At 67.6% G+C, this 11,084-nt stretch carries 14 protein-coding genes; 4 read left to right on the top strand and 10 right to left on the bottom strand.

Annotated features, from left to right (window positions below):
- Nucleotides 1-22: 22 nt before the first annotated feature.
- The 10 genes from BGN98_RS00295 to BGN98_RS00250 all read right to left on the bottom strand — a co-directional run bounded on the left by BGN98_RS00295 (nucleotide 23) and on the right by BGN98_RS00250 (nucleotide 7,634).
- Nucleotides 23-1,297 (bottom strand): conjugal transfer protein TrbL, encoded by a 1,275-nt coding sequence (locus BGN98_RS00295; protein WP_288118654.1) that lies wholly within the window; start codon nucleotides 1,295-1,297, stop codon nucleotides 23-25.
- Between the two features lie 30 nt (nucleotides 1,298-1,327).
- Nucleotides 1,328-1,597, bottom strand: a complete 270-nt coding sequence (locus BGN98_RS00290; RefSeq protein WP_045246597.1) for a DUF6112 family protein — start codon at nucleotides 1,595-1,597, stop codon at nucleotides 1,328-1,330.
- A gap of 71 nt (nucleotides 1,598-1,668) precedes the next feature.
- Nucleotides 1,669-1,935, bottom strand: coding sequence for a DUF6112 family protein (locus tag BGN98_RS00285; RefSeq protein ID WP_125131949.1), 267 nt, complete (start codon nucleotides 1,933-1,935; stop codon nucleotides 1,669-1,671).
- A 1-nt stretch (nucleotide 1,936) separates the two neighbouring features.
- A complete protein-coding gene (locus tag BGN98_RS00280; protein ID WP_125131948.1) occupies nucleotides 1,937-3,106 on the bottom strand; it encodes a M23 family metallopeptidase in 1,170 nt (389 codons plus the stop codon).
- Between the two features lie 11 nt (nucleotides 3,107-3,117).
- The gene (locus BGN98_RS00275) at nucleotides 3,118-3,792 is read right to left on the bottom strand and encodes a hypothetical protein (protein ID WP_125131947.1); all 675 of its coding nucleotides are present in this window, start codon (nucleotides 3,790-3,792) and stop codon (nucleotides 3,118-3,120) included.
- Nucleotides 3,792-4,781, bottom strand: a complete 990-nt coding sequence (locus tag BGN98_RS00270; RefSeq protein ID WP_125131946.1) for a ParB N-terminal domain-containing protein — start codon at nucleotides 4,779-4,781, stop codon at nucleotides 3,792-3,794. Before BGN98_RS00270 ends, BGN98_RS00275 begins: the two co-directional genes overlap by 1 nt.
- A 4-nt stretch (nucleotides 4,782-4,785) precedes the next feature.
- On the bottom strand, nucleotides 4,786-5,616 hold the full coding sequence (locus tag BGN98_RS00265) for a hypothetical protein (RefSeq protein WP_125133392.1): 831 nt from the start codon (nucleotides 5,614-5,616) through the stop codon (nucleotides 4,786-4,788).
- Nucleotides 5,617-5,623: 7 nt separating this feature from the next.
- Nucleotides 5,624-6,064, bottom strand: coding sequence for a hypothetical protein (locus tag BGN98_RS00260; RefSeq protein WP_125131945.1), 441 nt, complete (start codon nucleotides 6,062-6,064; stop codon nucleotides 5,624-5,626).
- On the bottom strand, nucleotides 6,061-6,702 hold the full coding sequence (locus BGN98_RS00255; protein WP_240640373.1) for a DUF2637 domain-containing protein: 642 nt from the start codon (nucleotides 6,700-6,702) through the stop codon (nucleotides 6,061-6,063). Before BGN98_RS00255 ends, BGN98_RS00260 begins: the two co-directional genes overlap by 4 nt.
- A complete protein-coding gene (locus BGN98_RS00250) occupies nucleotides 6,699-7,634 on the bottom strand; it encodes a bifunctional DNA primase/polymerase (RefSeq protein ID WP_125131944.1) in 936 nt (311 codons plus the stop codon). Before BGN98_RS00250 ends, BGN98_RS00255 begins: the two co-directional genes overlap by 4 nt.
- 327 nt (nucleotides 7,635-7,961) lie before the next feature.
- On the opposite strand from BGN98_RS00250, the gene BGN98_RS00245 reads away from it, so the two are divergent.
- From BGN98_RS00245 to BGN98_RS00230, 4 genes are all read left to right on the top strand, one after another.
- On the top strand, nucleotides 7,962-8,393 hold the full coding sequence (locus tag BGN98_RS00245; protein WP_125131943.1) for a hypothetical protein: 432 nt from the start codon (nucleotides 7,962-7,964) through the stop codon (nucleotides 8,391-8,393).
- 57 nt (nucleotides 8,394-8,450) lie between these two features.
- Nucleotides 8,451-8,915, top strand: a complete 465-nt coding sequence (locus tag BGN98_RS00240; RefSeq protein WP_125131942.1) for a hypothetical protein — start codon at nucleotides 8,451-8,453, stop codon at nucleotides 8,913-8,915.
- Nucleotides 8,912-9,931 (top strand): DUF6545 domain-containing protein, encoded by a 1,020-nt coding sequence (locus BGN98_RS00235; RefSeq protein ID WP_125131941.1) that lies wholly within the window; start codon nucleotides 8,912-8,914, stop codon nucleotides 9,929-9,931. Before BGN98_RS00240 ends, BGN98_RS00235 begins: the two co-directional genes overlap by 4 nt.
- A gap of 119 nt (nucleotides 9,932-10,050) precedes the next feature.
- A complete protein-coding gene (locus BGN98_RS00230) occupies nucleotides 10,051-11,067 on the top strand; it encodes an alpha/beta hydrolase (RefSeq protein ID WP_288118634.1) in 1,017 nt (338 codons plus the stop codon).
- Nucleotides 11,068-11,084: the final 17 nt, after the last annotated feature.

Raw genomic sequence — 11,084 nt, 5'->3', positions numbered from 1 at the left:
GAGGGTGCGGGGTGGCCATGTTCTACCCCCTCCTCGGTGCCACGGGTATCGGCGGCGTTGATGTCTCTGCGTGCCCGGCTGCTGCGCCGCCGACCGCGGCACCGACTTTCGGGCCAGTCGTCGCTGCGGCTTTGACAACCTGCGCCCCGACGACGGCTGCTGCCGCAGGCCCGGCCGCTGCTGCCCCGGCACCTGCCGCGCCCCCCGACGCCGCCGCCCCGCCACCGGAAGCGGCCGCCCCGCCACCTGCGCCCGCAGCGCCGCCTGCTGCGCCACTTGCAGCGGGAGCTGTGCTCGGCGCGGGAGGAGTCCCGCCTCTCGCGCCGCTTTGCCCTCCGAGGACGGACTTTGCCGCGTTCGGCTGAGCCTTGACCGGCAGCGGGACGGGTCGGTTGAGGGCCGACTTCGCTTCCTGCTCGCTCGACATCGCGTGGTACATGTCGAAGCCCACGAACGAGATGAACTTGTAGGTCAGGTATGGCGCGAACGCGGCGATGAACATCAGCACGACGCCCGAGATTGGGTCGCTGATCGAGGCGAGGTCGAGGTCGATGGGCGCGCTGATCTGCCCAATGGCGACGAGGAACACGACGACGATGACGAGCTTCGAGAAGATGAGCGCCACGACGAACGCCGCCCAGCGTCCGAACCAACCCTTCGCGGCATCCCAGGTGAACCCGGCGAGTGCGATGGGCGCGAAGACAATGGCGACCAACAGCAGCGCCTTACGGATGAGCAGCGTGAACCACACGATGCCCGCACCCGCGATGCCGAGCCCGGCAAGGAAGATCGTGATGATCGCACCGACGCCGGGCGAGGCGATGTTGATCGTCGTCAGCCCAGCGGCGAGCAGGGCCATGCGGTCGCCGATGCCCTCCATCGTGTTGCCCGTCGCCTGCACGATGCCGATGGTGAGCTGATCGGTGACCTCCAACAGGGTTGCGGTGAGGGTGATGGCGACGAACGATCCGAGCACCGACTTGGCGAGTCCCACGCCCGCGCGCGACAGTGCCATCGGATCTCGATGCACGAGCCCGGTGAGCTGGAGGCAGAAGAAGACGAGCATGACGAAGATCGCCACCCCGAACAGCACGTTGTAGACCGAGACGTACTGGCTTCCGGTCACGTCGACGAGCGTGGTCGAGTCGAACACCGTCCACACGCTCTCGAACAGCCAGGCGGCGGCCTGCCCCATTGCCTGCGCAAGCCAGTCGAACGGCGCGGAGATGAGCGACGCGGTTCCCTCACCCACGGCATCGCACACTGACGCAATGACGGGCACATCACAAACACTCATCGGCTCAGCCATCTCAACTCGGTCGTGGTGCTAGACCGACTGGCCGACGTTCCAGAAGAAGTTGACCAGGGTGACGGATGCCCCGCAGATGATGGCCGCGCCGCACGAGACGAGCACGCCGACCTTGCCACGGCTGGCGAGGTGCGGATTCGAGCTGTTCGCCCCGTAGCCCCAGACCACGGCCGAGATGATGAGGGCGAGGACGGCGAGGATGAGCCCCACCGTCATGGCCGCGCCGACGATGACGCGGAGCTGCTCGATGCCGGGCAACCCGTCGGTATTGGGGTCGATGTCGATCACTGTGTGCTCCTTCAGCAGGCGAGGGACGCCTTTACCCGGTAGGTGCGCACGCTGTTCCGGTTGGACTGGCGTCAGATGCTCGCGCCGACGCCGAGCAGGAAGTTGACCCAGGTGACGCCGAGGCCGGCGAGTGCGGCAGCTCCGACGGAGACGAGGAATCCGGTGCGCGCGCGGACAGCCGAAGTGATGTTGCCGTTCGCCGACGAGATCGCCCACACTGCGGCGCAGATGACGAGCATGAGCACGGCGAGGATGAGCACGATGGTCAGCAGCGCGCCAACGATGGCGCGCAGTTCTGCCTGACCGCCGACGGCTCCGAAGTCGGGGAATATGTCCATGTCATGCGGCCATCTGTGCTGAGCAGAGCGCCGCGGTGCTTGCGGCATCGAGGTTCTGAACTCCGTGGGCGGCAAGCCACGGCTCGGCATCGACCGCCGCTGCGTTCGACCCGCCTGGCCGGATCTCGAAATGCAGATGGGCTCCGGTCGACCTGCCCGCCGAACCGACGTTGCCGATGTGCTGCCCGGCAACGACGCGATCCCCGACGCTGACGAGGACGCCGCTCTGCCACATGTGGGCGTAGGCGGAGGCGATGCGCTGTCCATTGATGGTGTGCTCGATGATGATGAGGTTGCCGTAGCCACCCGACGGCCCGGCGAAGCTGACCACGCCATCGGCGAGCGCGAGGATAGGCGTGCCGTCGTCGGCAGCCCGGTCCGTTCCTGAGTGGAACGCTCGCTCACCGGTGAAGGGGTCTTCGCGCCACCCGAAGTCGCTGCTGTTCACCCACGTCCCGCTCGGGAGTGGGAAGACGATGGCAGTCGTCTCGGGTACGTTGCCGATCGGCGTACCGCCCGGCGTGGTTTCGGCGCGGCGCGTGAGTGCAGCGAGGATCGCCTCGGCGACCGGCTGGTAGTTCTGGTAGCGGTCGGGATATGCCGAGACCTCGACCGCTTGCGCTGCCTCGCCAGGGTCGAGGTGCTGCCAGTCGGGTATGTCTAGCAGGCCGCGCGGTGATGGGTAGTTCGGCCCGCTCGAACCTCCGTAGAAGGCGCGCGATTGGTAGGTCGCGTTCATCAGCTCCGCGACGGTGCCCCATCCTGCGCTCGGCCGCATCTGGAATATGCCAAGAGAGTCGTGATCGCTGCCCTCTCCGTCGTTCGGGAAATCGCTCGACTCTGGAATCGCCGCCGAGTTTGCAAGCATCCGTAGCCGCGACTCGGTGAGTGCGGCCATGAGCGCGATGACGATGCCAGCGCGACCAACACCCTCGGTCTGCGCGCCGACCGTGATGATGGTGGCTGCATGGGTTAGCTGCTCATGGTTGAGGGTCACGGTCTCGCCCGCGTGCGTCGTGGCTGTGAGCGACTCCGGGATCGGCCCGACAACGAGCGAGCTTGACGAGAGACATGCGGCGAATACCGCGGGCGACACGAGCAGACCCACGCCGACCAGGCTCATGGGGAGCATTGCGACGAGGGTGGCGATGGCCACAACGAACTTCTTCATGCGGGTGCCGATCAACGCAGGGGGTTGTCAAGCTCGGAGATGCGAAGCGCGCGGCAGGTATCGAAGGTCGGCTCGCAGGTGATGAAGACGGTGAACGCGACCTCGTGGGAGCTGGTCACGGGCTCGGTGCCGTTGATGCCCTCGCGTTGCCGAATGCCGGTGATCGTGTAGGCGACGGTGCCCGGAAGGATCTGTCCCTCGGCTGCCTGCCCCAGCGCCGTCGCCCACTCGTCCGGCACGAACACGTCGTTGATGTCGAGCCATTGGCGGGTCTGCATCGTGCGAAGCTGCGCCCAGGCGTCCGCGGTCGGGAGATAGGTGCGCACGTCAGAGGCGAGCCCGGCGGTCTCATTGCCGGAGGGGTCGCCCACATCCACGATGACTTGCGCATAGTCGGTCGGCCCGAACTCGGTCGCGGTGTCCCATGTGAACAGCGCGATGGCGACGGCTCGCGCGAACCTCTCGGGGTCGTCGGACTCACGGACGACGGGCGGCGTGCTCGATGTCGGGGACGGTGCGCTGGTGGAAGCGCCTGGTGGGTCGCTCGTGGAGCTGCCGCCCGGCGAAGGCTCGGATCGAGGCGCGAGCAGCAACCCGTAGAGCCCGACTCCGACGAGGACGGCAAGCACGGCGGCACCGACGATCAGGAGGATCATGAGGCGACGAGGGAAGCGAGTCTGCGGCATCAGGCACTCTCCTTGGCGAGACGTTGGAGGGCGGTTCGGGCGGCGCGGGCCGCGTCGAAGAAACGGACGGTAGCGTCGAGGATCGTCTCGAAGTGCTCCCACTGGTCATCACTCAGCGCGGTGCCGACCTCAGCAGGGTCGTAGTGTGACCACCACTGATCGAGGTCGCTCCAGGTGAGGGTGAACGCCCGCACCGGATAGCGAACCGGCACGGCGCTCGACGCTGGTCCGGGTGCCGGGCCTCGCTTGCGCCCTTGCTTCGCGCGCTCCAGCGCCTCCTGTGCGAGCAACTCCAGCTCGCCGGGTGGTTCGGGTTCCTCCTGCGGGATCGCCAGCATGGCGATCGTGCGGGCGTGCGCCGTGGTGATCGACGAGCCGCGGTCGATGGCGTCGAGTTCTGAGCGGGCGAAGCCGCGCACATCCTCCGGCTGTCGGGGGTCATTGGCGATCCGCTGGAGGTCGTTGATCTGTTCCAGGCTCGTGTACGACTTGCGCCCGGTGACCATGAGCGCAGCCTGCGCGCGGGACTTGCCCGGAGCGCCGATCAGCGGTGGTGCCGTGACGGCACCACCGCTCGTTCCGGCGATCTTCCCGCCAGCACCGAACTGCGTCGCCGCCTGACGACGAGCGGCGTCCTCGGCCATGAGCGTCTTCAGCTCGCGGTACAGCGCCGCGGCCTCGGTCTGCGTGAATGGCTTGTGGAGCACGTTGTCGGCCTGCTCGGCCATGAGCCTCTGGAGCCGGTCGCTGATCCCGGAGCGCACGAAGACGTTGACCTTCTTATGGCCGAGCTTGCGCAGCGCCGCGATGCGTCGAGCGCCGCACACGAGCACGCCGTCCGGTGTCACGGTCGGAGGCTGGAGAAGTCCGTCACGTTCGATGGATGCTGCGAGTGCGTCGATGTCGCCCAGCTCCATGCGATGACGGCTGCCGACGACGATGGAGTCGATGGTGCGTTCCAGCTCGATGTGCCCGGTGCTCGCCGCCATGTGCTCACCTCGCCCCCGCCAGAGTGGGCGCGTTCAGGCCGAGCAGCAGCACGAGGTCGTCATCGGTGAGCAGCGCACGCAGGGGCTCGCCGACAAGAAGGCGGAACAGCACGCCGCGGCCGACGGCGGTGTGGGCCTGATCGGGATCGGGGTTGCCGAGGATCGCACGGAGCAGCGCGTTCCAGCTCGTCGACGACAGATCGAGCACGGCCCGAGCGTGTGGGTCTCGCCGAAGCGATTCCGCTGCGCTCGCCCGCGACGGCGCGTCGCCGAGTCGAGTGCAGATGTGCTCGATGGCCGCGCGCGCCGTCTGCTCCGGCCAGTCGAGCAGCGCCAGTAGCTTGATCGCGTCCTCGACTGCACGGACGACGCCAGATGCCTCGTCGTCCGATTCGTTCTCGTCCTCACCCGCGGGCGCGACCTGCAACGCTTCGTGGTAGTCGGTGAGTGGGTTCTCTCGGTCGCTGAACCGCTCCGGGTCGTGGAAGCCGCTGTATTGCGGCCTGCGTGCCTGATGCGTCGAGCACAGCAGCCCATTGCCCCGTTCCTCGGCGATCAGTGTGACCTGCACGGCCCGGGTGACGACGGCCCACGGATCTTCCGCGTTGCGCACGGCCGGGGTGCGCATCGCGTCGAACGCGGCGCTCGCCGCCTCCCACGGGTCGAGGCCGTGCTTTCGCGCGAGGCTCGCGTACCGACCCGCCGTGTACTCCATGAGCGCCGCGACATCCACGTCGCGCCGCCACGCGCCTTTCCCATCGTCGTGAAGACGCTCCAGGAGCGCGCGCAGTCCCTCCGGGGTGCGGAACGACGTGGGAGCGGCCTGGGCAGACATGGCGCGCTCACAGGCGGCGGAGCGGGTCGCGGCTGACAGAGGACTGGTGCGCGGGCGACTGCCCGAACGCGGAGAGCGGCGCGATGCCCTGGGCACGCCCCCTGATGCCGGGCCGGGTCACCGGAGTTGCCTGCGGCGAGGTCTGCCGACGTTCCTCGACGCGGCGCGCCAGTTCGGTGCGCAGGTCGATGCTGCGCCCGATCATGCGGGCCGAGGCGGATGGGAGCAGCTCGGTCGGGCGCACCCACACGACCTGGCTGCGGTCGTGCTCTGCGCTCAGCCGCTCCAGGAGTGGGTGGCCGCCTCGCCACCTCTGCGCGGCGAGCCACGGGTCCGTGTGGCGCGCCAGCTCCGAGATCTCGGCAGCCTCGCTCGGAGTCGGCTTCAGCGTGTGGAGGACATCGGCAAGCCGACGCGCGTGCTCGTCCTCCGGCAACTCATCGTTCACAGCGCGCCTCCTTCCGATGCGGCGGAGAGCGCGGGCGTCGCCAGCCAGCGGCCGACCGTGGACGGATGCACCCCGGTCGCGCGAGCGATGGCGGTGTTCGTCATGCCGTCCTCCTTCAGTCGCAGGGCGAGTTCTCTAGGAGCAAGGTGCGCAGACGGTTCCGGCGACAGGTACTCGACCGCGCTCGAGACCAACTCGGCCGTCTGCGTCAACGGCTCTCCACGGAACCGTCGAGTGAGCACCACCGTCAGGTGAGTGATCGCCAGCAGCACGAGCGGCGGTACTGCGGCGACCGATCCTGCGAGGGCCGAAGGAACGTCGGCGTCAGCGGCGACGACCGCGTGGATCGCGTTGGCGGCGACCGAGACCGCGGCACCGGCCATGAGCAGGAGCCACGGATACCAGGCGGCACGTTGCCCCGCGAGCGCGACGACGGACACCGTGGCGACGACGATGATGCCGTCCACGATGAGCGGCCATGCCCACGCCTGGCTCTCATCGACGCCGGAGCGTCGCGCGAGGTCGGCGAGCGCCGTGAACGACAGCCAGAAGGCGGCTGCGGCGATGAATACGGTCCCAGCTACCGCCGTCCACACGGCGATCCGCCCGCGCGGCTGCTGCGTGCTGCCGGGGATCACGAGAGCACCTGACCCGATGAAGGCTGAGCTGCATGGCTGGGCACGGAACTGGCGGTAGGCGCGGATTGTGCGCCCCTCGCTACGCGGTGCGCCGAGCGGATCGTCGTCTCGATCTCCGGCGTGGGCAAGCCTGCGCGCTCGGCAGCCGGCCCCAGCGCGGCACGCACGCGGTCGGGCGGGATACCCGCCTCGATGAGTCGACACGAGGCCCAGAACAGGCCGCGGTTGCGCTCGCCCTCGCCGCGCATTCCGACCCAGCGGGCGATCCGCTCCACGTCAATGTCGTCCGTTCGCTCGACAGGGATGACGGGCATCGGGCGCGCCGGTCGCGGATCGAGGAACTGCCGTAGCGCGCGGGCATCGACGGGAACCGCGTCGCCTCGCCCGGAGCCGATGAGGGCATACGCACTCGGCCCCGCATCGGTGGCGATGATCGAGGGCGGCACGATGACGTAGCCGCCCGATCCCCGGAAGTCGATGCCAGCACGCGCCACCTGCCAGGACGGCTGCACCAGCTCGGGGTCGGCCGGGTAGTAGGCATGGACTCCGCCCGAGGGCGTGCGGATGAACGCGGCCCAGCGATCCGTCAGCCCCTCGCGCCGGGCCAGCTCGAACGCTGCGAAGCCGCGGATCGCCCCGTGCACGTCGACATCCACGACCTCCAGCCCGGAGATCTGACCCGTCGGCATCCCGATGTTGGCGCGCGGCCAACGCGCCCACCAGCGAGCGACCTGGCGCGGTTCGGTGCTCGCCTCGTGGAATCCCCGTTTGGTCAGCGGGCGCTTGCCTCCTGTGACGCAGGGAAAGACCGGGATGCCTGCCTCGGCGTAGCGACACGCTGCGGCGCTCGGCGACAGCCCGGTGAGCGAGGCGAGCAGGGCGGCGGCATCCATAGGCTGGCGCTCTCCGCGCGAGGCTTCCGGTATCGTCATCTCGGCACCTCCTCTCGCCTGGGCGTGAGCCGTGGGGCTCTTGTCGATCAGGTGCGCCGGGGTTCCCAAGAGACGGTTGCCGTCCGATGGGCAACGCGGTCAGGCTGCGGGTCGCTGTGCTCATGGAATCGTCTCCTCCCGCTCGTCGGGAAACCCCGTTGAGCATGCTCAAAACTCTCCCGAGACTCCGTTCTAACACCGCACGTTGAGCATGCGCAACGGTTGATTTGTGCATGCTCAACGGGTAGATTGAGCATGCACAACTACCCTTGGGCCTGGGCTACGTCGATGCCTTCGCCCTCCCGAAGGGAAGGGGGGTCAGCGACGATGACTGAAGACGAAAGTCAGGCTGCGGCTGACGACCTCGCCAAACGCCTGCGACTTCTGATGGATGTCGCTGTCGCCGAGTCCGGCTCCGAACCGACCTACTCGCAGATCGCGGAGTATCTGAGACAGCGTGGCATCAGCCTGTCTCGATCACGATGGACGTACATGGTCAACGGCCACCGATACGTTCAGGACACTGCAGTCTTCGAGGGACTCGCGGACTTCTTCGACGTTGATGCTGCCTTTCTTGCGGGGGAGAGCGGCGTGGCAACCCCGGAGAAGGTCTCCGCCCAGCTCGACCTCGTGCGCGCGATGCGTGCAGCGAAGGTGAAGTCCTACGCTGCACGCACACTCGGCGATATCTCGCCGAAGGCGCTCCAAGCCATCGGCAAGTTCCTGGACGAGGAAATGATGCGAACACCCGAGCACTGACGGGTGTCGCGCACCACGGAGCCGAGGCCAGTAGTGCTCGGCCGAGAGGGGGTAAACGTGAACACCGAAGAAACCGTAACGGCCGCCGTCTCCGATCTGCGGCTCGGCAGCAGATTCACGCTTGCGCACCTTCTCCAGGCCATACAGGAACGGCGCCATCGTAGGCTCCGCGTCGTCGAGCTCGCCGACCTCGACACCCGCGACGGCATCTGTGCGCTCTGGCTGGTCACCGACACCGAGGACTTCGTGCTCCACGCACGCAGCGACTCTGCACTGCACCGCCAGCAGTTCGTCCTTCACGAGTTGGCCCACATGATCCTCGGTCACACGGAGGGCGACGATTGCACAGCCGGGGACGTCTTGCTGCCCAACATCCCTCCTCACACGCGCGGACGCCTGCTCAAGCGACAGGACATCGACAGTGAGACGGAGATCGCCGCCGAGTCGCTCGCAGATCGGCTGGCCGCGGGCATCCGAGGATCGGTGTTCGCCGAGTCCCGCTATTCGGAGATTTTCGGGTGATCCAGGCGCTCGTCGCGACGCTCATGTGGGCGCTCGTGGCGAGCCTGCTCATCTTCCGCCGCAAACGGGCGGATCGAAGCATCACCTACGCTTCCTTCACGATTGCCGTCGCAATGACCCTGAACGTCGACGCCATCTACCTCGCCACCGATCCGCTTCTTGGCGGGACGAATGTCACGACCCTCGTTTCGGATGGGCTGCTGATGACCGGGATCTTCTTTCTCGGTCGAGGCGTCATGAAGGCCGACGAGTACCGCCCCAGGCTCGTGCGGGTCGCCGTGGGCATCCCCGTGCTCCTCACCTCGCTTCTTGCGATCACCACGACGTTCGTGTTTATCGACCGAGGCACAACCACGACTCGGTTCATGATCGACCTCGGCGCGCAACCCGCAGCAGCGGCCTACTCGATCATCAACTTCAGCTACTTCTTCCTCGTAATCACGACGATGATGATCCTCGCCGCGCGGCAGTATCTGCGCAGCTCCGGCATCCAGCGTCTCCCCGCGGCTCTGCTGAGCCTGGGATCGGCGTTCGGCGGCGCGCTGTGCCTGGCCGTGCTCATCATGGACGTCGCACACGTCACAGGACATCTCGATCTCATGCGCGCCGTCCAACCCGCCTACGAACCGCTCTCTCTACTCGCGTTCCTTTTCCTATGCGCGGGCTTCGCCGCGCAGCCTGCCGTCCGCCGCGCACAGCACGACATGCGCCGGAAGCACACCGTCGGCCTCGCGACACAGTTGGAGCCTCTCTGGAAGCGGGCGTCCCTCGTGCGGCCTGGGCTGAGCCAAGCAGACCCGCTCGCTGCGAGGGCGGATGACTTGGAGAGCCGTCTACACCGAGAGATCGTTGAGATCCGCGACGCGATGATCGACCCGCGCGTCACCTTCGACATCAGCGCAGCAGAGCGCGCCCTACTGAATCGCGCCGAGAGCCACCTCCTCGGACTCGACACGAGGGCGACACGGACCACCGCTTCGCCAGGAAGCCGGGTCGACCAGGGGGGCAGTTCGTGATGCGACGGGTCGCGCTAGGTGCCGGACTCGTTGCGGCAGGCGCGTTGGGTGTCGGATGGGCGATCGCGCGGCGGCTGACGGCCCCCAGCACGCGAAGATACGATCTGATCGTCCGCGAAGTGGAATACGACGGCGACGCCTGTCTCATTGTGCTCGACCGAACTCCCCAGACCGCAGCCGAAGGCGCTTACAACCTCTGGTTCGAGAACGGAGGCTGGGCGCAACTCTCCGAGGAAGTGCTCGACCGTGGACCGACTCTGATCGCACGACGGGTGACGAGCACGGCATCGGGGCTCACTCTCAGGGCTGGCGATCACGTCTCCTGGAGCGGCATCTACTACGCGACACCGCACGACGCCAGCCTTCATGCACACGACATCACCATCGACACCCGCGCGGGGCCTGCCCCAGCCTGGCGCATCGACGGCGACGGTGCCAGGTCAACGTGGGCGATCCACCTTCATGGCCTCGGCAGCGTCCGGGCCGGAACCCTTCGCGGCGTGCTCGCCGCGACCGAGCGCGGCCACACCTCGCTCGTCATCAGCTACCGAGCCGACGGCGAAGGCCCGAAAGTCGGCAACGGTCGCTCAACACTCGGCTTCACTGAGGTCGACGACGCCGCGGCCGCTGTCGAGTACGCGATGCGGCACGGAGCCCGACAGGTCGTGCTGTTCGGATGGTCGATGGGCGCGGCCATCGCGCTCCAGCTCGCTCACCACCCGTCATATCGACGCAGCATCGCCGGTCTCGTGCTCGACTCGCCTGTGCTCGACTGGACCGAAGTCATCAAGGCGAACTGCACCCGCAGCGGACTCCCCTCAGCCGCGGGGAGCCTCGCGATCCCGTGGCTGACGCTCCGCCCGCTGGCCCGGATGGTCGGCCTGCCCGAGCGCATCCCGCTCCGATCCTTCGACTGGACGGTTCGTGCCGAGGAACTCACCGCGCCCACGCTCATCCTTCACGGCACCCACGACGACTCCGTGCCGATACAGCTCTCACAAGCACTCCGAGATTCTCGGCCTGACCTTGTTTCGCTGGAAGTCTTCGAGGCCGGTCATACGCTCTCTTGGAACTCTGACCACGACCGATGGCAGAGCGCGGTGAACGCCTGGCTCACTGCGCACGTCCCGTCTTGAACGTCGGCACTCGTCGG

Origin of the sequence: Microbacterium sp. 69-7, assembly GCF_001897985.1 — a bacterium.
Classification (GTDB): domain Bacteria; phylum Actinomycetota; class Actinomycetes; order Actinomycetales; family Microbacteriaceae; genus Microbacterium; species Microbacterium laevaniformans.
This window is presented reverse-complemented; position numbering and strand designations above follow the sequence as displayed.

Coding starts and splice junctions, on each gene's coding strand:
- BGN98_RS00295 (WP_288118654.1), bottom strand. CDS start 1,297: ATGAGTGTTTGTGATGTGCCCGTCATTGCGTCAGTGTGCGATGCCGTG.
- BGN98_RS00285 (WP_125131949.1), bottom strand. CDS start 1,935: ATGGACATATTCCCCGACTTCGGAGCCGTCGGCGGTCAGGCAGAACTG.
- BGN98_RS00280 (WP_125131948.1), bottom strand. CDS start 3,106: ATGAAGAAGTTCGTTGTGGCCATCGCCACCCTCGTCGCAATGCTCCCC.
- BGN98_RS00275 (WP_125131947.1), bottom strand. CDS start 3,792: ATGCCGCAGACTCGCTTCCCTCGTCGCCTCATGATCCTCCTGATCGTC.
- BGN98_RS00270 (WP_125131946.1), bottom strand. CDS start 4,781: ATGGCGGCGAGCACCGGGCACATCGAGCTGGAACGCACCATCGACTCC.
- BGN98_RS00265 (WP_125133392.1), bottom strand. CDS start 5,616: ATGTCTGCCCAGGCCGCTCCCACGTCGTTCCGCACCCCGGAGGGACTG.
- BGN98_RS00250 (WP_125131944.1), bottom strand. CDS start 7,634: ATGACGATACCGGAAGCCTCGCGCGGAGAGCGCCAGCCTATGGATGCC.
- BGN98_RS00245 (WP_125131943.1), top strand. CDS start 7,962: ATGACTGAAGACGAAAGTCAGGCTGCGGCTGACGACCTCGCCAAACGC.